20 protein-coding genes are annotated in these 22,200 nt (G+C 63.3%); 12 read left to right on the forward strand and 8 right to left on the reverse strand.

The window, feature by feature from the left end:
- Positions 1 to 234: 234 nt before the first annotated feature.
- A complete protein-coding gene (locus EPJ54_RS11755) occupies positions 235 to 912 on the reverse strand; it encodes a DUF4956 domain-containing protein (protein ID WP_135211899.1) in 678 nt (225 codons plus the stop codon).
- A 161-nt stretch (positions 913 to 1,073) separates the two neighbouring features.
- On the opposite strand from EPJ54_RS11755, the gene EPJ54_RS11760 reads away from it, so the two are divergent.
- The 4 genes from EPJ54_RS11760 (at position 1,074) to EPJ54_RS11775 (ending at position 6,843) form a co-directional block, all read left to right on the forward strand.
- Positions 1,074 to 1,730, forward strand: coding sequence for a LolA family protein (locus EPJ54_RS11760; RefSeq protein ID WP_167755691.1), 657 nt, complete (start codon positions 1,074 to 1,076; stop codon positions 1,728 to 1,730).
- Positions 1,731 to 2,026: 296 nt separating this feature from the next.
- Positions 2,027 to 2,821: an exodeoxyribonuclease III gene (locus tag EPJ54_RS11765; protein ID WP_135211901.1), complete on the forward strand. Its 795-nt coding sequence runs from the start codon at positions 2,027 to 2,029 to the stop codon at positions 2,819 to 2,821.
- 73 nt (positions 2,822 to 2,894) lie between these two features.
- A complete protein-coding gene (locus EPJ54_RS11770) occupies positions 2,895 to 4,745 on the forward strand; it encodes a DUF885 domain-containing protein (RefSeq protein ID WP_135211902.1) in 1,851 nt (616 codons plus the stop codon).
- Positions 4,746 to 4,962: 217 nt separating this feature from the next.
- Positions 4,963 to 6,843: a phosphoenolpyruvate carboxykinase (GTP) gene (locus EPJ54_RS11775; RefSeq protein ID WP_239590888.1), complete on the forward strand. Its 1,881-nt coding sequence runs from the start codon at positions 4,963 to 4,965 to the stop codon at positions 6,841 to 6,843.
- Between the two features lie 298 nt (positions 6,844 to 7,141).
- Here EPJ54_RS11775 and EPJ54_RS11780 read toward each other — a convergent pair whose 3' ends face one another.
- Positions 7,142 to 7,831 (reverse strand): response regulator transcription factor, encoded by a 690-nt coding sequence (locus EPJ54_RS11780; RefSeq protein WP_135211904.1) that lies wholly within the window; start codon positions 7,829 to 7,831, stop codon positions 7,142 to 7,144.
- Between the two features lie 82 nt (positions 7,832 to 7,913).
- Positions 7,914 to 8,588, reverse strand: a complete 675-nt coding sequence (locus EPJ54_RS11785; RefSeq protein WP_135211905.1) for a YggS family pyridoxal phosphate-dependent enzyme — start codon at positions 8,586 to 8,588, stop codon at positions 7,914 to 7,916.
- On the opposite strand from EPJ54_RS11785, the gene EPJ54_RS11790 reads away from it, so the two are divergent.
- The gene (locus tag EPJ54_RS11790; protein ID WP_167755692.1) at positions 8,587 to 9,183 is read left to right on the forward strand and encodes a thiamine phosphate synthase; all 597 of its coding nucleotides are present in this window, start codon (positions 8,587 to 8,589) and stop codon (positions 9,181 to 9,183) included. The genes EPJ54_RS11785 and EPJ54_RS11790 overlap by 2 nt on opposite strands.
- Here the strand turns inward: EPJ54_RS11790 and EPJ54_RS11795 are convergent.
- Positions 9,180 to 9,638, reverse strand: a complete 459-nt coding sequence (locus EPJ54_RS11795) for an NtrZ family periplasmic regulatory protein (protein WP_135211907.1) — start codon at positions 9,636 to 9,638, stop codon at positions 9,180 to 9,182. The two genes, EPJ54_RS11790 and EPJ54_RS11795, sit on opposite strands and share 4 nt — an antisense overlap.
- Before the next feature lie 268 nt (positions 9,639 to 9,906).
- Between EPJ54_RS11795 and EPJ54_RS11800 the strand changes: the two genes are divergently transcribed.
- The 5 genes from EPJ54_RS11800 (at position 9,907) to EPJ54_RS11820 (ending at position 15,490) form a co-directional block, all read left to right on the forward strand.
- Entirely contained in the window at positions 9,907 to 10,425 is a 519-nt protein-coding gene (locus tag EPJ54_RS11800; protein ID WP_239590889.1) for a DUF3576 domain-containing protein, read from the forward strand.
- 51 nt (positions 10,426 to 10,476) lie between these two features.
- Entirely contained in the window at positions 10,477 to 13,113 is a 2,637-nt protein-coding gene (gene leuS / locus EPJ54_RS11805; protein ID WP_135211908.1) for a leucine--tRNA ligase, read from the forward strand.
- 19 nt (positions 13,114 to 13,132) lie between these two features.
- Positions 13,133 to 13,630, forward strand: a complete 498-nt coding sequence (gene lptE / locus EPJ54_RS11810; RefSeq protein WP_135211909.1) for an LPS assembly lipoprotein LptE — start codon at positions 13,133 to 13,135, stop codon at positions 13,628 to 13,630.
- Positions 13,627 to 14,652 (forward strand): DNA polymerase III subunit delta, encoded by a 1,026-nt coding sequence (gene holA, locus EPJ54_RS11815; protein WP_135211910.1) that lies wholly within the window; start codon positions 13,627 to 13,629, stop codon positions 14,650 to 14,652. The genes lptE and holA overlap by 4 nt, the downstream gene beginning before the upstream one ends.
- Before the next feature lie 103 nt (positions 14,653 to 14,755).
- A complete protein-coding gene (locus EPJ54_RS11820; RefSeq protein ID WP_135211911.1) occupies positions 14,756 to 15,490 on the forward strand; it encodes a cytochrome b/b6 domain-containing protein in 735 nt (244 codons plus the stop codon).
- On the opposite strand, the gene EPJ54_RS11825 is transcribed toward EPJ54_RS11820, so the two are convergent.
- From EPJ54_RS11825 to EPJ54_RS11835, 3 genes are all read right to left on the reverse strand, one after another.
- Positions 15,487 to 16,263, reverse strand: coding sequence for a hypothetical protein (locus EPJ54_RS11825; protein ID WP_135211912.1), 777 nt, complete (start codon positions 16,261 to 16,263; stop codon positions 15,487 to 15,489). The genes EPJ54_RS11820 and EPJ54_RS11825 overlap by 4 nt on opposite strands.
- Positions 16,264 to 16,395: 132 nt before the next feature.
- Positions 16,396 to 17,991, reverse strand: coding sequence for an ABC-F family ATP-binding cassette domain-containing protein (locus EPJ54_RS11830; protein WP_135211913.1), 1,596 nt, complete (start codon positions 17,989 to 17,991; stop codon positions 16,396 to 16,398).
- Positions 17,992 to 18,113: 122 nt separating this feature from the next.
- On the reverse strand, positions 18,114 to 19,310 hold the full coding sequence (locus EPJ54_RS11835) for a serine hydrolase domain-containing protein (protein ID WP_167755694.1): 1,197 nt from the start codon (positions 19,308 to 19,310) through the stop codon (positions 18,114 to 18,116).
- A gap of 554 nt (positions 19,311 to 19,864) precedes the next feature.
- Between EPJ54_RS11835 and EPJ54_RS11840 the strand changes: the two genes are divergently transcribed.
- Together EPJ54_RS11840 and EPJ54_RS11845 are read left to right on the forward strand one after the other, a co-directional pair.
- The gene (locus EPJ54_RS11840) at positions 19,865 to 20,581 is read left to right on the forward strand and encodes a TorF family putative porin (protein ID WP_135211915.1); all 717 of its coding nucleotides are present in this window, start codon (positions 19,865 to 19,867) and stop codon (positions 20,579 to 20,581) included.
- A gap of 58 nt (positions 20,582 to 20,639) precedes the next feature.
- On the forward strand, positions 20,640 to 21,377 hold the full coding sequence (locus tag EPJ54_RS11845) for an MBL fold metallo-hydrolase (protein WP_135211916.1): 738 nt from the start codon (positions 20,640 to 20,642) through the stop codon (positions 21,375 to 21,377).
- On the opposite strand, the gene EPJ54_RS11850 is transcribed toward EPJ54_RS11845, so the two are convergent.
- Positions 21,374 to 22,168 carry an acyl-CoA thioesterase gene (locus EPJ54_RS11850; protein WP_135211917.1) on the reverse strand — a complete coding sequence of 265 codons (795 nt, stop codon included), beginning with the start codon at positions 22,166 to 22,168 and terminating at the stop codon, positions 21,374 to 21,376. The genes EPJ54_RS11845 and EPJ54_RS11850 overlap by 4 nt on opposite strands.
- Between the last annotated feature and the right edge of the window lie 32 nt (positions 22,169 to 22,200).

Here is a 22,200-nt window from a genome sequence, read left to right on the forward strand (position 1 = left end):
TCCAGGAGGCGAGCGTAGGCAGCTGAAGAAGAGCTACGCTTCATTCAACTCCCCGGCCCAAGCCGGGAAAAACGATCGAACACCGGGGCGCGTGTGAAGCGCGCATCCTCCGCCGCAAGGCGGACACTTTTTTCCACCGCGTGCCAGCACGCGCCCCGCCTCCCTTTTGAGGCAGTAGGCAAGTAGTTTTAGAAAACCGGCGCGAGCCGGCGCTTCGTCGCGCCTATTGCCTGCCTACTCAATCTCCCAATCAATCTCACCGCGCACATCAACCGGCACGCGCTCACACAGCGCCTTGTGCAAGCCCGCTTGCGTCGAGCGGCGCGGCGCGCGGAAGACGTAATCGATGCGGCGCTTGGAGAACGACTTGTCCTCGTTGATGAGCTTGCAGCCGAGTTCGTCGAGCACGGCGCGATACGCAGCCGCCGCTTCCTTCACGCGGCCTTCCGGAATCTCATGCACTTCAAGCTCGCACACAGGATGCCCGTCGAACACATAGATAAGGCCCCATGCCACGACGGCGGCGATCACAGCAAAGTGCGGCATGTTGAGGCCGGCGATCAGCCCGAGCAGCGTGACGATGATGAGCCGGCCCGTGTCGCGCGTGGAGGCGGTGTCGGTGCGAAAGCGCATCAGGCCGCCAAGCCCGAAGATCACGAAGCCGACGACCATGCCGTAGGCCAGCACGATCTCGCCGACGACGGCGCCGACCAGGGCGTACATGATGTACACCTTCGGCATTTCCGCCTCTTCGCGCGTATCAATCGTGCGCGCCGTGGTCGGGTGAAACGCGATCGCCGCGCCCAAAGCTATGGCCAGCGCCAGTGCTGCGATGAATTCCACGATCTGCGGCCCGTCGAGAAAACCGGCCCAGCCGATCGACGGCAGCATCTGCGTCGTGTCTGCAAACATTCCCGTCCCCCGCGAATCTGGTCGTGATAGGATCAAGAACTTGTGTTGGGGCGTTCGCCAAGCCCACTCGCCGCCCGGATGAACCTGACCTGAACCGAAAACGGCATTTCCGGCCAAAGCGAACCCTTTTTTTCGCCATGCGTTTCCGCCACATGACACACATGAACAGACGCCTCGCCCTTCTCGGCCTTTCCGCCCTGGTTTTTGCACCAAACGCGCTCGCCCAAGAGCTGCGCCCGCGCACCAGCGAAGCCGCCACTTTGGTCACGCTCGAAGGCGCCGATCGCGCCGCAGCGCTCGGCCGCGTCAACGCCGCGCTGAACGGCGTGCGCGCGCTGCAGGGCCGTTTTGTACAAACCTCGCCCGGCGGCAGCCGCGCCACCGGCCAATTCTATCTGCAGCGCCCGGGCAAACTGCGCTTCCAGTACGATCCGCCCGCCACGCTTTTGATTGTCTCGGACGGCAGCGTCGTCGCCATGCGCGACACCGCTTTGCGCACCACCGAACGCACGCCGCTGCGCTCCACGCCGCTGCATTTGATCCTGGGCGAGAACATCAATCTTGAGCGTAACGCCCGCATCATTCGCGTCTCGCAAGCTGGCGAATGGACGGTCGTCACCGCGCGCGATCGCACCGGCGAGATGGACGGCGCGCTTTCGCTGCACTTCGACGCCAACACACAATTGCGCTCGTGGGATGTCACCGACGCGACAGGCGCACGCACGCGCGTGACGTTGTCCGACATTACGCAGCCCGCCAGCCTCGACCGTAACCTCTTCCGCCTGGAGGACGTATTGCCCAATCGTCCGCGTCGTTAGGATAAGGCGAGATTGCGGCGGCCAGCCAAATTTGGAGTGATTTGGCAAGAGGTTTCACCAGCTCAGGTCTTGAATTTTTTCTCAACGTGGCGTAGATACATCAGGCACGGTCGCCGCAACATCCCCCTGGATTAGCGTCGTCCCCCCCGCTGACCGATCCAGTAGCGGCGACCGCGACAGCCGGTTTTTCCCCTGCCGGCAAAAATAGCGCCCTCCCTCAAGGCGCAGAGTAAGGCCCGGCGCTGAATGCGTCGGGCCTTCTCGCTTTTGCGGGCCGCCCGCGCCAAACAGGGCCCATGCTGAGAATCGCCACCTGGAACATCAATTCCGTACGCTTGCGCATCCAGATGGTGTGCCGGTTTTTGGGCGAAGCGAAGCCGGACGTTTTGTGCCTGCAGGAAATCAAATGCCGCGACGGCGAATTTCCCGCCAAGGCTTTTAAAGAAGCCGGCTACAAGCACATGCATGTGGTCGGCCAAAAAGGCTGGCATGGCGTGGCCATCGTCTCGAAGCGCAAGATCGAGCCGATCGAAGCGCCGCCGCTGTGCTCCAAGAAGGAAGCGCGCGTCGCCACCGTGCTGATCGACGGCGTTGAGTTGCATAATCTCTACGTGCCCGCCGGCGCCGACGTGCCCGACCCGATCAACAATCCAAAATTCGCGCACAAGCTCGACGTCCTCGACCGCATGAAGCGCGATTACAAAAAGCGGCGCGGCAAGGCGCCGATGATCTTGGTCGGCGATCTGAACGTGGCCCCCGGTGAGAACGACGTGTGGAGCCACAAGCAATTGCTCGATGTCGTAAGCCACACGCCGGGCGAGACCACGCGCTTAGAAGCTGCGCGCGAAGCTGGCGGCTTTGTCGACTTGGCGCGCTACCACAAACCAGACCCGGAGAAGCTCTTCACCTGGTGGAGTTACCGCAGCCCGGATTGGACCAAGAACAATCGCGGCCGCCGCCTCGATCACATCTGGGCCACCGACGACATCGCGCCGACGTCGCAAGCCGACGCCTTCCATATCCACGTACCTTGCCGCTCCTGGGAGCGCCCCAGCGACCACGTCCCGGTGGTAGCTGGCTTGAAACTCTAACGCTTCGTCGCAACCGCCATTGAGCCACCGGTAGCGCGCGTTACGATGCGTGCATCTTTTCTGGGGATCTCAAATGCAACTTTCACGACGCACTCTTCTCGGCGCAGGCGCCGCCGGCGCCGCACTCCTCTCCGGCTGCGCCAGCGCGCCAGCGGCGGAAACCGAGGCCCCCGCCACCCCCAGCGCCCAGCTCACCGCCACCCTCGACCGCACCGTCGCCGCCATCCTCCGCCAATCCCCCGAACGCTGCACCAGCCTCGGCCTTTCGGAAGAACGCGCTGGCTATCGCTTCATCGATAAGCTGAGCTCCTCGAGCAAAGCGTCGGCGCGCGAATATCGCGGCATCATCCAAAACGCGCTGACCGAATTGCGCGCGATCGATCGCAACGCGCTGCCGGCGAACGAGCAAGTGACGCTCGACGTCGTAGTCGCCTCTTATGAAAACAGCTTGGCGACATCGCGCTTCGAAGTCGGCGGCGGCGCTGGCGGGCCGTACATCGTCACACAGCTGACCGGCGCCTATCGAAACACGCCAGATTTCCTCGACAATCAGCACCCCCTGCGCACGCGCGATGAGGTCGATGGCTTCTTTGGCCGCCTCGAAGCTTACGTGCGCAATCTGGACGAAGAGACCGGCATCATCCGCGAAGACGCTGGCGCCGGCGTGATCCCGCCGGATTTCGCGATCGACCGCACACTGACGCAGATGGATGCGTTCACGTCGACGCCCGTCGCGCAGAATCTGCTCGTGCAAACACTCGTGCGTCGCCTGCCGCAAACGGCGGCGCTCACGGATGCTGAGCGCGCGAACTATGTCAGCCGCGCCGAAGCGGCGGTGCGCGACGCCATCTATCCGGCCTACGAGCGCCAGAAAGCGGCACTGCGAGAAGTGCGTCGCAGCGCCACGCACGACGCCGGTATCTGGCGCTTGCCGCAGGGCGCGGAGATGTACGCCGCGGCGCTGCAGAGCCGCACCACAACGACGATGTCGCCGGATGAGATCCACAACATCGGCCTCGAACTCATCGCCCAATTCCACAGCGAGATGGATCAAATCCTGCGCAGCCAAGGCATGACCCGCGGCAGCGTGGCCGCACGAGTGCAGCAACTCTCGCGCCGTCCGGATCAGCTTTATCCAAATACCGATGCTGGCCGCGCCCAAATCCTCGCAGACCTTAACGCGCAAACCCGCGCCATCGAAGCGATGATGCCGCGCGCGTTCAACACGCTGGCGCAAGCGCAATTGGAAATCCGCCGCGTGCCGGTGACGACCGAAGCTGGCGCGCCGGGCGGCTATTATCAGCGCGCCGCCCTCGATGGCTCCCGCCCCGGCGCCTATTACATCAATCTGCGCGACACGTCGGAATGGCCGAAATTCACGCTGCCGACGCTGAACTACCACGAAGGCGTGCCGGGCCATCACTGGCAGATTTCGATCCAACAGGAATCCGGTTCGATCCCGTTCATCCGCAGCGCGATGCTGGGTTTCAGCGCATTCAGCGAAGGCTGGGGGCTCTACGCCGAACAACTCGCCAGCGAACTGGGCGCATACGACAGCGATCCGCTCGGCCGCTTGGGCTATCTGCAATCGGCGACGTTCCGCGCCTCGCGTCTCGTTTGCGACACCGGCATTCACCACAAGCGCTGGACGCGCGAGCAAGCTATCGCCTCGATGGTCGAAGCTACCGGCGATCAAGAAAGCTCCATCACCACCGAGATCGAGCGCTATTGTGTGTGGCCGGGCCAGGCGTGCTCCTACATGGTCGGCCGCCAGGCGATTAACCGCATGCGCGACAGCGCTCGCAGCGCGCTCGGCGCTCGCTTCGATCTAAAGAGCTTCCACGACACGATGCTGGCGAACGGCGCTGTGCCGCTTTCAGTGCTTGAGCGCATCATGAACGAATGGGTCGCTGCACAGGGCTAGGCGCCACAATTTTCCATTACCGTTCCAATTGGCGCCGGCGGAGCACATCCGCCGGCGCATTGCTGCTTTGATTTTGACATTGCTACCGGTGGCAATCGGCATTGCGGCAGGAGGTCACATCGGCCTCGCAGAACGTGTTTGACATGGGCTTCCCCAAGCACGCTTCTTGCACACAATCATGCGCGCGCGGCTCACAAGCTGCGCCTGGAGGGATTCCGTGACCGTAAGCATTCCTGGCCTTCACCCGGCGCCCACGAAGCACAAGCAGCTCGTAGAATGGGTCGAGAGCATCGCCGCGCTGACTAAGCCGGACCGCGTCTATTGGTGCGATGGCTCCGAGGACGAGTGGGAGCGCCTGACGGCTGAATTGGTCGCCGCCGGCACGCTGAAGAAACTCGACGAAAAGAAGCGCCCGAATTCCTATTACGCCGCGTCCGATCCGAAGGACGTCGCGCGCGTCGAAAGCCGCACGTTCATCTGTTCGCAAGAGCAAGGCGACGCCGGCCCCTCGAACAATTGGGTCGCGCCGGCTGAAATGCGCGAAAAGCTCGGCGGCCTGTTCGATGGCGCCATGCGCGGCCGCACCATGTACGTCGTGCCGTTCTGCATGGGCCCGCTCGGCTCAAAGATTTCGCAGCTCGGTGTTGAGATCACCGATTCCGGTTACGTCGCCGCCTCGATGCGCATCATGACGCGCATGGGCAAAGGCGCGCTCGATCAACTCGGCGAAGACGGCTTCTTCGTGCCCGCCGTGCACACGCTAGGCGCACCACTTGCGCCAGGCCAAAAGGACGTGCCGTGGCCGTGCAATGAAGAAAAGTGGATCGTGCATTTCCCGGAAACGCGCGAGATCTGGTCGTACGGCTCCGGCTACGGCGGCAACGCGCTGCTTGGCAAAAAGTGCTTCGCGCTGCGTATCGCTTCGGTGATGGCGCGCGATGAGGGTTGGCTCGCCGAGCACATGCTGATCCTCAAGCTCACCAATCCGGAAGGCCAGGCGAAGTACATCGCCGCCGCGTTCCCGTCCGCCTGCGGCAAAACCAATCTGGCCATGCTGCAGCCGACGATCCCCGGCTGGAAAGCTGAGACGATTGGCGACGACATTGCCTGGATGCGCTTTGGCGACGATGGCCGCCTGTATGCGATCAATCCGGAAGCGGGCTTCTTTGGCGTGGCGCCGGGCACCGGTTCGAAGACGAACAAATCCGCGCTGGAAACGCTCTACGCCAACACGGTGTTCACCAACGTCGCGCTCACCGCCGACAATGATGTGTGGTGGGAAGGTCTGACCGAAACGCCGCCAGCTGGTCTCACCGATTGGCAAGGCAATGCGTGGCTCCCGGATTCCAAATTCCCGGCCGCGCACCCGAACTCACGCTTCGCTGTGCCCGCGGGGCAGTGCCCGGTGATCGCGCCGGAATGGGAAGACCCGAAGGGTGTGCCGATTGACGCGATCCTGTTCGGCGGACGCCGCGCCAGCGCGGTGCCGCTCGTGACCGAAGCGTTTGATTGGGCGCATGGCGTGTTCTTGGCCTCGAACGTGGCGTCGGAAGGCACGGCTGCCGCTGAAAACAAGGTCGGCGAATTGCGCCGCGATCCGTTCGCGATGCTGCCGTTCTGCGGCTATCACATGGGCGATTATTTCGCGCACTGGCTGAAGATCGGCGAGCGCCAGGGCGCGAAGCTGCCGAAGATCTTCTTCGTGAACTGGTTCCGTAAGAACCAAGAGGGCAAGTTCATTTGGCCGGGCTTCGGCGACAATGCGCGCGTGCTCAAATGGGTGAGCGAGCGTTTAGACGGCAAAGCGGCTGCGAACGACACGCCGATCGGCCGCGTGCCGACCGCCGCCTCGCTCGACACGAGTGGTCTCACACTCTCGAACGACGCGCTCGATACGTTGCTCGGCGTCGATCTCGATGTTTGGGATGAAGAAGCGTCGCTGGTGACGCCGCACTACGAAAAGTTCGGCGATCGTCTGCCGCAACGTCTGTGGGATGAGCACGAAGCCCTGCTCGCGCGTCTCGCTGATGCGCGCAGCGGCAAGGTGAAGATCGCCGCCGAACGCGGCCCCGCTTCACCGCGGGTCGCTGCGAACTAAGCAACGTCACACAAACCAGAAACGCCTCGGTTCGCGCCGGGGCGTTTTTCTGCGCTCGATCCGGGCGTGACTTGCGTCACATCCATAAGCTTAAGCGCCTAGTACCTTGGCTTCATCGGAACACGGGGTTCCGGGGAGCAAAGCAAATGACCAAGTTTTACAGCCTGATCGCAGCCGCTGCGGTGTTCATGCCTTTCGCGTTCGCGACCGTCACCCAAGCCGCCCAAATCGTCGCCTAATCGTCCATGCAAAATCCAGAAAGCTAAAGGGCCCGGAGCGATCCGGGCCTTTTGATTTTCTAGACCTGCAAGCGATAACCACCCGTCTCGGTGATTAAGAGCTTCGGGCTTTGCGCGTCCGGCTCGATCTTTTGGCGCAGGCGGTAGATGTGCGTTTCGAGCGTGTGCGTGGTGACGTTGGCGTTGTAGCCCCACACTTCACGCAGCAGCTCATCGCGGCCGACCGGCTTTTCACCGGAGCGATAGAGGTAGCGCAGGATCGCCGCTTCTTTGTCGGTGAGGCGGATCTTCTTTTCCTGCGAATCGATCAGGAGCCGAACGGCGGGGCGGAATTCATACGGGCCGATGCGATAGACGGCGTCTTCGCTCGCTTCGTGGCTGCGCAGGTGCGCGCGGATGCGCGCCAGCAACACCGAGAATTTGAACGGCTTCAGCACGTAATCGTTCGCGCCGGCGTCCAGACCCTGAACCTGTTGCTCTTCTTCTTGCGCTGCGCCCGTCAGCATGATGATCGGCGCTTTGACGCCTTGATCGCGGAGCTGCTTGCAAGCCTCGAAGCCGTCCATGTCGGGCAGGCTAACGTCCAGAACGATCGCCGCCGGCTTCTGGTCGGCGGCCGCGACGAAGCCTTCGGCAGCCGAAGCGGCGCCGACGCCCCCGAAGCCATCTTCGAGGTCGAATTGTTCGACTAACGCCTGACGGAGGTCAGCATCGTCGTCGATAATGAGGATGGTCGTTTCGCGTGACATCGGCCGTCCAGGGTGCAGGCTTAAAGCCTAACCTGATGCTTATGACCATGTCCTTTCACGCTTTTGCAATCGCGCTCGCGCTTTAGGCCCTATTTCCGAACAGTGCCGAGCCCACGCGGACCTGGGTCGCGCCAAAGCGGATGGCGGTCTCGAAATCTTCGCTCATGCCCATGCTTAGGGTGGGCAGGCCATTGCGGGCGGCGATCTTCGCCAGCAGCGCGAAATGCATGGCCGGCTCCTCATCCACCGGCGGGATGCACATGAGGCCAGCGACCGGCAGGCCGTATTCCTTCCGCACCGCTTTGATGAAGCCATCGGCCTCGGCCGGGGCCACGCCGGCCTTTTGCGGCTCTTCGCCCGTGTTCACCTGCACCAACAGCTCCGGGCAGCGGCCCAGCTTCTGAACTGCGTCGGCCAAGGCCTTGGCGAGCTTTGCGCGATCCAGGCTGTCGATCGCATCGAACAGGGCGACGGCATCCTCGGCCTTATTGGATTGCAGCGGGCCGATCAGGCGGAGTTTCAGATCGGAGAAACGCGCGCGGCGCTCGGTCCAGCGCGCTTGCGCCTCCTGCACGCGGTTCTCACCATAGAGCCGTTGCCCTGTTGCGAGCATGGCCTCGACGCGCTCGTCCGGCTGTAGTTTGGATACGGCCACAAGCGCCACATCAGCCGGCGCACGCTTGGCGGCGCGCGCAGCGTCGGCGATGCGCGCTAGAATGGCGGCGCGGTTGGCGGCGATTTCGGTGATGAGGTCCATGGGCTCGATACACGCACTAGCGGCGCAAGCGCGGCGGCTCAACACCGAGGTCGGCGCTACGGGCGTTCCGGCGCTGTATTTCTTCACTGACCCGCTGCGTACGCCTGATCCGATCGCGATCACCAAGCGCCTGCCGCGCGGCACGGCCGTCGTTTATCGGCACTTTGGCGTGGAAGAGCGCGAAGAAATCGCGCGTGGGCTTGGGACGCTTTGTCGTTCGCGTGGGCTCATTTTGCTTGTGTCTGGCGATGCGGCGCTTGCCCGCCGCGTCCGCGCGCATGGCGTGCATTGGCCCGAGCGATTGCTGCCGAAACACCGCGATTATGCGCTCTCCCTGGAGACAGCATCCGCACATTCCGCCGAAGCACTGGCGCGCGCGGCCTCATTTGGCGCCAGCGCCTGCGTGCTGGCGCCGGTGTTCGAGACGCGCAGCTCTTCGGGCAATGCTCCGCTTGGCCTTTTCCATGCGAGCCAGATGGCGCGCGCGGCCCGGCTGCCGGTTATCGCTTTAGGCGGCATAGATTCAAAAAACGCGCGCACGCTGAGTGGACGCGGGTTTGCGGGGCTAGCTGCTGTGGATGCGTTCGCCGCCTAGAAGCGGAACGCCGATTCGAGGCGCACGCCAGCCCGCGGCTCTTCTTCGGCTGGACGCGCGACCGGGCTCAGCGCCGGAGAGGTCTCGACGCTGACTTCGCCGCCGACGCGGACGCTCGGCGTGAATTGGTAGAAGGCGCCGACGGACGTTTGGTCGCCCCGGCTTTCGGCCAGGCGCTCAACGCGCTGCGCTTCGCGCACGTCCAGGGTGACGCCCCAACGTTGGTTCATGGTCCAGGTCGGCGCGAGCGCACGGTCATTCTCGGCATCGCCGGTAATGTTTTCCGTTACCCCGTTTGAGGTGGTGAAACGCTGGTACCAGGGCACCGCGGCGCGGTTTGCCGTGGATTCCGATACTGTGACGGGCGCCGCGACCGGGCGGTCTTGCGCGTGCGCGACGCCGGTCGTCGCCAAAACGGCGGCCCCCGCGATCACGAATGCAGACCCCTTAAACACGTCAAACCCCACAGCGAAGACGCTCTACCAAATCAATATAACCGAATCGATCGCCGAGCGCAGTGAACTTTAGGACACAGGTCCTGCGAATATTTCGTCAAGAACGAGGCCAAAGCGCCCAAGTTCCCCACAGGTTAACCAGTCAGGCGAGCCCTCGCCACAACATCGCCGGGTTCGCAGTGGACCCCTGGCTCTCCATGGGGCCCGTGTTATATGGGCGCTCGCGCTGCGTCGGGGGACGATGCGGCCATACCGAATTGCGGAGGGAATGCTGATGTCGCAGGCTGGGCGCACGTTAATTAAGGGCGCACTTTTCATGGTCGCCGCCCTCGCGCTTTCGGCCTGCTCCATGTTCCGCGGTGACGACGCCCCGGCGGGCCAATCGCGCGCGGACGATAACCGCGATCGCGGAGGCGTTTCGATCTTCGGCGGCGGCAACAATGACAGCAGCGCCAGCCAAGCCGGCATCGGCGTGAACTCGTTCCTGTGGCGCGCTTCGCTCGACACGCTGAACTTCATGCCGCTCGCGTCGGCCGATCCGTTCGGCGGCGTCATCATCACCGATTGGTATTCGGACCCGACGACGCCGAACGAGCGCTTCAAGGCGACCGTGTACATCCTCGACACGCGCCTGCGCGCCGACGCGCTCAACGTCTCGATCTTCCGCCAGCAGCAGCAAAGCGGCGCGTGGGTTGATGCGACGGTCGATCCGGCCACGGAAATCCAGATCGAGAACGCGATCCTGACGCGCGCGCGCCAACTCCGTCTCGGCCAATTGCCGCAGTAAGACGTTGCGCGCCATTGCCGGACTTAAGGCGCTCCTCTAAGGGGCGTAGGCATGTCGTCTAGGTACAATCACCGCGAAGTCGAGCCGAAATGGCGTGAGCGTTGGGCTGCGTCCGGGATCGATCGCGCGCTCACGCCCGCCGAAGCCCAGGGCAAGAAAAAAGCCTACGTGCTTGAGATGTTTCCCTATCCGTCGGGACGCATCCATGTCGGCCATTCGCGTAATTACACAATGGGCGATGTGATCGCGCGCTTCCGGCGTGCGAACGGCTACAATGTGCTGCACCCGATGGGTTGGGATGCGTTCGGCTTGCCGGCGGAAAATGCCGCGATGGAGCGCGGCATCCACCCCAAGGGCTGGACCTACGACAACATCGCCGCGATGCGCGAACAGCTGAAACTGCTGGGCTTGGCGATCGATTGGTCACGCGAAATCGCGACGTGCGATCCCGCCTATTACAAGCACCAGCAAGCGATGTTCTTGGCGTTCTGGAAGAACGACCTCGTCTATCGCAAGAAGCAGAAAGTGAATTGGGACCCGGTCGACATGACCGTGCTCGCCAATGAACAAGTGGTCGACGGCAAAGGTTGGCGCTCGGGCGCTACGGTCGAGACGCGGGAGCTCGAACAATGGGTGTTCCGCGTCACCGCCTATGCCGACGATCTGCTCGACGCGCTGACCAAGCTGAATAAGTGGCCGGACAAAGTTCGGCTGATGCAGTCGAACTGGATCGGCAAAAGCCAAGGCGCGAAGATTTGGTGGGACATCGCGTCCGCGCCAGATTTCTTGCCCACGTCTCCCGCGGGCGAACCGAACCACGCGCGCGACCCGATCGAAGTTTACACCACGCGGCCGGACACGTTGTTCGGTGCGAGCTTCCTCGCGCTCGCGCCCGATCATCCGCTGACAAAAGCCATCGCCGAACATCGCCCCGATGTGGCGGCGTTTGTCGCGGAATGTGCAGCGCTCGGCACCAGCGAAGCCGACATCGAAAAGGCCGAGAAAAAGGGCGTCGATCTTGGCGTGCGCGTGAAGCACCCGTTCGATCCGAGCTGGGAATTGCCGGTGTGGGCGGCGAACTTTGTGCTCTCCTCATACGGCACGGGCGCGATCTTCGGCTCACCCGCCGGCGATCAACGCGACCTCGACTTCGCTAACAAATACAAACTGCCGTTCAAGCCGGTCGTATTGCCGCCAGGTCAGGACGCAGCGACATATGCGGTGACCAAGGACGCCTACACTGACGACGGCGTGATCTACAATTCGCACTTCCTCGATGGCCTCTCCACGCGCGACGCAATCAATCGCGCGATCGAAGAATTGGTGAAGCTCGGCAAGGGCGAAGCGACGACGCAATATCGCCTGCGCGATTGGGGCGTATCGCGGCAGCGTTATTGGGGCTGCCCGATCCCGGCGATCCATTGCGCCAAGTGCGGCGTTGTGCCCGTGCCAGAAAAAGATCTGCCGGTGCAACTGCCGGAGGATGTCACCTTCGACAAGGACAAGCCGGGCAATCCGCTGGACCGGCATCCGACGTGGAAGCACGTGAAATGCCCGAGTTGCGGCGGCGCGGCGCAGCGCGAAACCGACACGCTCGACACGTTCGTGGATTCGAGCTGGTATTTCGCGCGTTTCACCGATCCCACGAACACCGAAGCGCCGTTCGACAAAAAGCTCGCCTCGTATTGGCTGCCCGTTGATCAATATGTCGGCGGCATCGAGCACGCGGTTCTCCACCTGCTCTATTCGCGCTTCTTTACGCGCGCGATGCGCGATTGCGGCTTCCTCGATGACGTCAGCGACGGCGAACCGTTCGCCAGCCTGTTCACCCAAGGCATGGTCGTGCACGAGACGTACAAATCGGCGTCGGGTGCGTGGCTTTTGCCGGAAGACACAGACGTCAAAGACGGCAAGCGCATCGAACTGAAAACGGGCGCCCCCGTTAATGTCGGCGCGATTGAGAAGATGTCGAAATCCAAAAAGAACGTCGTCGATCTCGACGCGTTCATTCAGGACTTTGGCGCCGACGTTGCGCGTTGGTTTGTGCTTTCCGACTCGCCGCCTGAGCGCGATGTGGAATGGACGGCGTCCGGCGTCAAAGGCGCGTGGAATTTCGTGCAGCGCGTTTGGACATTGGTCGACGGCCACGGCAACCCAGCGCCCAAACCTAGCGAAGCTGCGCCGGCGATGGAGCCGGAAGCGTACGCGCTGCGCCAGCTCGCACACCGCGCCATCCAGAGCGTGACCGATGACATCGAGAACTTCCGCTTCAACGTCGCAGTCGCGCGCAGCTACGAGCTCGTCAACGCCATCGCCAAGCTGAAGAGCGAGGACGGCGGCAGCGTGTTCGCGCGCGGCGAAGCATTGCGCATCCTGGCGCAGCTGATCTCACCCTTCATGCCGCACCTGGCGGAAGAGTGCTGGGAGAAGCTGGGCTTCCTGGGCTTTGCCGCGACAGCGCCCTGGCCCGTCGCGGACCCGGAACTGGCGGCGCGCACCAGCGTGACACTGCCGATCCAGGTGAACGGCAAGAAACGTGCGGAGATCGAAGCGCCCAAGGGCGCCGCCGAGGCCGACGTGCGTGAGCTTGCGCTGCAACACGAGGCGGTGAAGCCCTTCCTGGAGGGCGTTACCGTTCGCAAGGTGATTGTGGTGACCGATAGGATCGTCAATATCGTCGCGAACTGATCGCGGGCGGAGAATTCTGATGCGCGTATGGATGGCCAGCCTTTCGCTTCTGCTGCTCGCGGCCTGCGGCTTCCAGCCGATGTATGCGCCTGCCGGCGGCGGCAACGCTATCGGCCCCGTGCAGGTCGGCGAGATCGAAGGCCGCGCCGGCCACACGCTGCGCACGGAATTGTCGCGCATTCTTCAGGTCGAGAATGACGGTTCGCCGCCGATGAGCCTTGAGATCAATCTGGTGGAGAACGTGACCCAGCTTGGCATTCGTCGCGACGAATCCGCGACGCGCGCCGAGCTTCGCCTCACCGCCAATTACGTTCTGACGCCGCCCTCCGGCCAAGGCCGCGTGATGCGCGGCTCGGTCGTGACGACGGCGAATTACGACATCCCGACCGCGGCCTTCGGCGAAATTGCAGCACAAGACGATGCACGCGATCGCGCCGCTGAGACGATGGCGCAACGCTTCCGGTCCGAACTCGCGCTGCGCATGGCGCAAGCGCGCTCTGAGAGCGCGGCGCGGTGAAAATCGCCGGCGCCTCGATCCGGCGCTTCCTCGACAAACCCGACAAGGCCGTCGGCGCTGTTCTGCTCTACGGCCCCAACGAGAGCTTCGTGCACGAAGCGGCCCAGACACTCGCCGCCTGGGCGCTTGGAAAATCCGATGACCCCTACGCGATCACCAAGCTCGGCGATGACGATCTCAAAAAGGACAGCGCCAAGCTCGCCGACGCATTGTCCGCGCAATCCCTGCTGGGCGGCCCGACCATCGTATGGGTGCGCGCCAGCGGCAAAGGCAGCGACGACGCCATCCTCGATGCGCTGAGGACAATCGAGAGCGGCGCGCCGTGCGGCTATCTGATCGTTGAGGCTGGGGACCTCGGTTCGACGGCGACGCTGGTGAAAGAATTTGGCGCGGCGAAAAATGGCGCTGTTATCGCTTTCTACGAAGAGACCGAAGCCGAGCGCGCACAATACGCCAAGGCGCTCGCGAAAGAGCTGAAAATCGAGTTCGATCGCGACGCCGAGGAGACGTTCCTCGGCAGCCTGCCGCCCGATCGGGGCCTGGCGCGGCGAGAAGTCGAGAAGCTTGCACTCTATGCCCACAATCTTGGCCGCAAGCTCAGTGTCGAGGACCTCGAAGCTCTGATGGCGAGCGAAGCCGAAAGCGCGCTCGACGCGGCTTCCCTGGCGGCGGCTCAGGGCCGCGTGGCGCAGGCGGTGGAATCGCTGGCGCGCATCGACGCGCTCTCCGGCGTCTCGGCGCTGCGCGCCCTGTTGCGGCGGCTGCACCAATTGCGCGAAGCGCGCGCGCTGATCGATCAAGGCATGAGCCCGACAGATGCGATCGCCAAGCTACGCCCGCCTGTGTTCTGGAAAGAACGCGACGCGGTCGCCGCGCAAGCGCGGCTCTGGACAGCGAAGAAGCTCAACGCCGCGTATGACATGCTCTGGACGGCGGAATTGCGCAGCAAGACCGCAGGCGCGCCGCAAGAATTGATCGCGGCGGACGCTTATCGCGGCGTGGCGAAACTCGTTGGCAATTAAAGCTGAAAAGCGATTGCACCTGATGCAACGCTGACACGCGCTAACGGCGAGACGTCAGGTCGCGCGGCGCAAAACCTCCTTGAGCCAACTTGAGGAGACGATCATGCAAGAAAGACTTGTTCGCGTCTGGGATTTGCCCACGCGCGTTTTCCATTGGGCGCTCGTCATCTTGCTGATGGTGGCGTGGTTCAGCGGCGGCGAGGAAGGCGGCGCGGCAACGCTGCATCGATACGCGGGCGAGGCGATTGCTGGCCTCATTGTCTTTCGCGTTATTTGGGGCTTCGTCGGCAACGAGCGTGCGCGCTTCCGCGACTTTGTTGCGGGTCCCCGAACCATTATCGAGCACCTCGGCGACCTTTTCCGCGACCAGCCCAAACGGCACCTCGGACACAATCCCCTGGGCGGACTCGCCGTGTTTGCGCTGCTCGCACTTGTGACGGCTATGGTGATCACCGGACTGTTCAGCGGCGGGGATGAGATGGCCGGGCCGTTTGTGGGCATGGGCGGTTTGAACATGGCCGAAGCGCACGAAGCCTTATTTCGTGTTCTGCAAGCCTTCGTGGTGCTTCACCTGATCGGCGTCGCCATTGAATCCTGGCTCAGCCGCGACCGGCTCGTTCCAGCTATGATCTCCGGCGCAAAGCGACGTCGTGCGGATGAACCCGGTGAGGACGCTCCAGCAGCACACCCCTCTGCGCTGATCGCAGCCCTAGTTTTCGCGGCTACGACCACATTTGCACTTGCGGCTCAGCCCACGCCAACAACAGGCGACGGCGCGGGTTTCGAGCAAGAGGACGGCGAACATGAGCGCTCACTTCTTGGCGACGATGATCATTAGGGGTGGCGCGGATCCACGAAATCGACGCGGTCTTCGTGGATCTCGTAGTCCCACGAGCTCGCCTGCGTCCGTCTTGTTTCACGCGCGACGAAATCCACGATGTCGTCACGGTCAGCGAGCGGCGCGCCCGTCTGCGCTTCCCAATGTTGCGGGCGCGGCAGATCGATGCTGAATTTAACACGGCCGGTGCACATCTCGTGTGAGAAGCGGATGCGCCGCTCGCCCTCAACGTATATGATAACGCCCGCGCGCGCGTTACCTTCGAACTCCAAGCGCCGCATGAATTTGGCGACGATAGTCTCCATCGCCCGCGCCCGCACCTCCAAATCCGGATTCGGAATCACATTGCCAAAGCCATCGCGGTAGATGCGCTCGGCATCACTCGGCTTTTCCTCTTGCGCAGGCGGCGCGGGTGGCTTTGGCGCGGCTACGCCTTCCTCAAGCTTCTCCATACGCAATTCGTGTCGCCAGCCATCGACGTGATCAATCTCCACGCGGTAGGCCCCCGGCGGCCACGGATACGTGTCGGTGAGAATTTGAATGCTGCCATTGAGGTGTGATGAGACGGGCGCCTGCACGATGGCCACGCCGTCGGGGCCGATGATGCGCAACTCGCCGTAGTTCGGCCGGCCGGGTTGCGGCAGCCACAGGATCAATTGCTGGCAACCGGGATAGCGCGCGAATTGCGTGGAGAGGCGCGCCGCATCTTCAGGCGCGCCGACATTCACCGGCTCCTCCAACACGATCTCGCCCTCAAAGCCCTCGTCCGCCATCGCGCGCCTCCGGCGCTATCGATGTCACGGATGCTGAAAGCGCGAAAGCGGCCCCCGGTGGAGGGCCGCTTTCTAAAGGTGCGCGCAGGGCGGGGGGTGAAAGTGCGCGCCCCTGATGAACGTCAATCCAAGCTAACCGTTCCCCACGCCTGACAACATTTCCAGCCGCCGCGTGACGCCTAAAGCTTCCAAGAAGGTTTCATCGTGACTGACAATCAGCAGCGCCCCGTCATGAGCGCGCACGCCCGCTTCCACGGCTTCGATGGAATCGATGTCGAGGTGATTGGTCGGCTCGTCGAGAACGAGCAATTGCGGCGGCGCCTGCCCGCCGAGCACACACGCCAACCCCGCCCGCAACATCTGCCCGCCGCTCAAGGTGCCAACGATCTGCAACGCCGCATCCGCGCGGAACATGAAACGCGCGAGCGCTGCGCGGCACGCATTCTCGTCCGCGCCCGGATTGAGCGCCAAGAAATTGTCCCGGATGGAGAGCGCCGGATCGAGCATGCTGACGCGCTGATCGAGCATCGCCCAAGGCGCCATGACGCGCACTTCGCCCGCCCACGGCGCGAGCGCGCCGGTGACGAGCGCCAGCAGCGTCGACTTGCCCGAGCCGTTCGGGCCCGTCACCGCCACACGCTCCGGCCCAACGATCTCCAGCGAGAGGTTCTGAATAATCGGCGCGCCGATCTCATAACCCGCTGTCACATCGCTGAGGCGCAGCACCTGCTTGCTCGCAGCCAAGCCTGTCGGCGCAAGCGTCACCGCAAACGGTTGTAGCACCTCGATCCGCTCGCGCGCGGCGGTGACGTCCGCCGCCGCCTGCTCACGTCGCTTTTCCACGAGACGCGCGTGCTCAGCGCCGGTGTTCTCGGCATTCTCCTTCATGCCGCCGAGCATGATCTTCGGAATGTCGCCGCGCAGAGCTTTGCGTTTGCCAGCGCTGTCCTTGCGCGCCTTACGTTCGATCGCGGCCTGCGCGGTGCGTGCGAGATCGACCACGCGCTTCTCCGCGTCCGCCAAATCATGCTGCGCGGCGGCAAGCTCAAGCGCTTTGCGCGCGCGATAGGCGCTCCAATTCCCACCGTAGCGCGTGGCGCCGAGGGAGGTCATTTCCACGATCGCATCCATCGTATCGAGTAATTCGCGATCATGGCTGACAACGATCGCGCCCGCTCGCCATTCGGCCAGAAGGTCAATGACAGCGGCACGGCCTTCGCGGTCGAGATTGTTGGTCGGCTCATCCAAGATGAGAAAATCGGGCTCCGCGAACACAAGCGCGGCCAACGCTGCGCGTGTGCGTTGGCCGCCGGAAAGCCTTGCGAGCTTCGTTTCGGCTCCTGCGTTCAAGCCCAATGGCGCCAGCGCCGCTGCCAACCGCGCTTCGAGCGTCCAATCCGCATGCGTGAGATCATCGGCGTTCGCCTCGCCCCGCTCCGCACGCGCAAGCAAGGCCAGCGCATCGCGCACGCCGAAAAGATCAGCGATGGTTTCATCCGGGCCGACTTGCACACACTGACGCAATACCGCGATCCGCCCGTTCACGCTGACGCAGCCGCTGCGCGGCGCAAGCTGGCCGGCGACGATCTTCAAGAGCGTAGTCTTGCCGACGCCGTTGCGGCCGACGAGACCAGCGCGCTCAGCGCCGAAAGTTAGATCAAGATCGGAGAAAAGAGGCCGGCCATCGGGCAACGCCCAGGCGAGCTTGGAAACAACAATAGACGACATGAGACGCACATTTCCCGCAGGCAATCCGACAAAGGGTTTGGCTGTCAGGCGATGTTCACGTGCGCGCGTCCTTCAATGCTGAGCGCTCAAGATAGTCGGATTGGCGTGCGCATCAAGAGGCGCTAACCGGCCGTCTGCACGACCCGCGCGTGTTCGACGCTCATTTCGTCTTGCCGCACCGCGCTCATGAGCGCTGCGTGCACGATCGGCGTCACGGTTTCCATCCGCCCATCATTGCATGCCGCCGCCGCGGATTTCTTCGCGACAGGATCGACCAAAACTTCAGCGTACCACATGGAATTGGTGCCGTTGTGCCAAAGGCCGCCGTTGCGGAGGTACCAACCGAGCGCGTAATCGCCGCCGAAGGGCGGCGTGTGCATCAAATCCCACGTCTCGCGCTTCAAGAAATCCGCTTTGTCGCGGTGCGCATTGAGATAGGCGATGAGGTCCGGCAGCGACGCGTGCGTTGACCCCGCCGGCGCCCATGCGCTCGGGATATCGGCAATGCCCTCGCCGGGCGGGTGCGGCGTGATGCTTTGGGTGAACCAAGACGCATGGCCGACCGGTTGCGGCGCGCCCTGCTCGCTCAAACCGGGTGGACCAAAGCCGGCCGATTGCATGCCCAGCGGCGTGAACACGTGCGCGCGCATCAACTCTTCCCACGGCGCGCCGAGTTTCGCCTCCAGCATCGCCGCCGCGATCACGTAACCGCTCTGCGAATATTCGAACGCGGTTTCGCGCGGACCGGCGGGCTCCTGACGCAACGCGTAACGCGCCACCACACGGCGACTTTCTCGCGCGTCCTCCTCTCTCAGCGGCAAACCTAGCATGCCGACGTCCATCACATCGGTTTGCAGGCCAGCACGGTGCGAGAGCAGATGAAGGAAATTGGCGCCACGATACTCCTCGCGCACCTCCGGCACGAATTCGCCCAACACGTTTTCAATCGTATCGAGCCAATCGATCAGACCGGCTTCAACACAACGCGCAACCAAGGTGGCCGTCATGGATTTGGTGATCGAACCCAGATGCCATTGATCGGCAATGGTCACCGGATCATCGGCGCCGCGACGGCGAACGCCCGACACCCATCCGATCACAGGTCCGGACTCGGCCTGGACGGCTGCGGCCAGAGCCGGCGAGCCGGTGATTTCGCGCAGGCGCGTGAGCTCCAATTCGGTGAGCTGCGCCGGCGGGGCGGGTGGCGGCGCAACCGGCCTGCGCGGCGCCTGGTTGGTGACTTGTTGTTGGACCAACGGCGCGCCGCACGCCGTCACGGCGACGGCGGCGATCCCGGCGCCCACGCGCCGGCGTGTCACGCTTACGCCACCGCCGTTCAAGCCTTCCCCCGTTCAACCGCGCCAAACCGTTGTTCCGGGATCAGGCCCAAGTCAAGCGATCGCCTCCGGTGAGCCGGGCGTGACTGAGGTCACATCGCCAAGAGTGGGGCGCAGGTAGGTTCTGTTCATCGAAGCGACGCCGCTTCGAGACCTGAGGAGCAAAGCCAATGACCAAGTTTTACGCCCTGATCGCCGCCTGCACAGTGTTTGCCCCGATGGCTTTCGCCACGTTGAACCAAGCAGCGCTTATCGTCGCCTGATCGGCCCCGCCCAACCCAAATTCGAGAACAACCCAATGACCAAGTTCTACGCCCTGATCGCCGCTTGCGCCGTGTTCGCACCGATGGCGATGGCCACACTCAGCCAAGCCGCTCAAATCGTCGCGTAGCTCCCCGCGACCATACGAGCGAGCCAAAGAAGGCCGTCGAGGATGCTCCCCCTCGGCGGCCTTCGTTATTTTTTGTAGGACGTTTCGATTTAATCCCTTGTTCACCCAATCAGCCAAGCTTCCTGCGGTATCGAGGGACGCGAACATGAAGCGATTGGGCTTAGCGACGCTTGCATTGCTGACGCCGGCTGGCGTGGCGGAAGCGGGCGACTTCACCGCCAATGTAAGCGTTGTCAGCGATTACGTGTTTCGCGGCGTTTCGCTCACCGACGGTTCGCCCGCGATCCAAGGCGGCTTCGATTGGGTGCACAACGATCTCTTCTATGCCGGCACGTGGGCGTCGAACGTCACCGATGGCGTCGAGCTTGATCTCTACGCAGGCGTCACACCGACAACTGGCCCCATCACCTGGGACTTTGCCATCACCGGCTATTTCTATCCGGGCGCCGACGACGAGGCCGCGGAGTTCGATTACATTGAGCTTTCGACCGCCGCGAGTTTCTCGCCGATCGACAAGCTCTCCCTGCGCCCAGCCGTCTATTTCGCGCCGGACAATTATGGCGAGACCGGCGAGGCCGCTTACATCGAAATCAGCGCCGCCTACGCCGCGACCGACGCCCTCACGCTCTCCGGCGCCTTCGGCTCACAAAGCATCGAAGACCCAGACGGGCCGTTCGGCGCCGCCGATCAGGACGAATACGCCACTTGGCACGTTGGCGCGGTGTATGAATTCTCTGGTTTCAGCCTCGATCTGCGCTACCACGACAACGACATCGACGCCGGCTCCGACATCGAGACCTATACCTACGGCCCGGACAGCTATGAGAGCACAATCGTGTTCTCGATTGGCCGGGCATTCTAACGCGCTTTTCGCAGCGTCAGCGCTTGCGCCTCTCGGCTAAAGCCGACACCTAAATGCCATGACCGACGCTCAGCCCCAGCAGCCGAAGCTGCAAATCCGCATCATCCCGGTGACGCCGCTGCAGCAGAATTGCTCGCTGATCTGGAACGAAGAGACCAAGAACGCGGCCTTCGTCGATCCGGGCGGCGATATCGAAAAGCTGATCGGCGCGCTCAACCATTTTGGCCTCAAGCTCACACGCATCTGGTTGACACACGGCCATGTCGATCACGCTGGCGCGGCGGATGAATTACGCGAGCGTTTGGGGGTCGCCGTCGAAGGCCCGCACGCGGCGGATCAATTCTGGCTCGATCAGATTGAAGATGCCGCGACACGCTATGGCGTGCCTGGCCTGCGCAACGTGACGCCGGATCGCTATTTCGAAGACGGCGAAGTGCTCGAGTTTGAAGGCGTGAATTTCGATGTTTCACATACGCCGGGGCACACGCCGGGCCATGTCGTGATCCACAATCGTGACGCGCGGATTGCGTTCGTTGGCGACGTCTTGTTCCAAGGCTCGATCGGGCGCACCGATTTTCCGCGGGGCAATCACCAGCAGCTGATCGACTCGATCACGCAAAAACTCTGGCCGCTGGGTGACGACATGGCGTTCGTGCCCGGCCACGGGCCGACCTCGACATTCGGCCGCGAGCGCCAAACCAATCCGTTCGTCGCCGATCACATCACCGGCTATGCGGGCGCCGAGAAGGTGGACACCGACATCGGCGAGCAACGCACGTCGAAGCGCTACACCTAAACGAAGATGGCCACGGCTTGGCGGCCGACGGCGAGCGGCTTGCCCGCGCCGTCCCACAGTGTCATCGCTTGCATCGAATAGCCCTCGCCCGCCTGCTCGCTTGACGCCCAGAGCAAATGCCATGCGTCGAGACGCTCCGGCGGCGCCATCACGTCGACCGTCCATGTCATCGTGCTGATCGGGCCAGGCTGCGGGAAATGCACCATCGCTGCTGGCGGCAAGCAATCGGCCAGGGCGAGCAGGGCCGTGTTCGGATCGGCCGCGCCGGCATTGAGGAAGCGCGTCCACACTGCAAATTCCGGGCGGGGTGCATCGATCTCCAAGAGGCGACCGCCCGATGCGAGCCGCGTCTCGAAATTATTCCAGAACCCTGGACGCGCGCCCTCGCCCTCTTTGCGGAACGACTTCAGCGTTTCGGGCCGCGCGACGTCCGGCGCTGTCAGATAATCGTGCGCCACCTTGCTCTCGCGCGCGCCGCCGAACACGAACACTGCGCGCGCAACCGCACCGTCGTCGTTCACGCATTCGCTGGCGAAGATCGCCGACGAGCGCCCGCGCCGCAGCAACGGCGATGTGAAACGCAAACGCCCAGAGGCCGGGCCCACGAATGTGAATTGCGAGGAGCGGAGCGGGGGCAGCTCGCCATGCGTGCGCTTCAGTGCTTCGTAAGCGAGCGCGGCCGTCATGCCGCCATAGAGCGTGCGCCCTTGCGCCCACGCTTCAGGCGCATCAATCACGAAGCTCTCCCCTTCCGGGGCCAGCGCGGCGACAACTTCAGCAAGCGAGCTCATAGGTTCTTGATAGGCGCCCGGGGCGCGCAAAG

It is taken from the genome of Vitreimonas flagellata, from assembly GCF_004634425.1.
GTDB lineage: Bacteria > Pseudomonadota > Alphaproteobacteria > Caulobacterales > Aquidulcibacteraceae > Vitreimonas > Vitreimonas flagellata.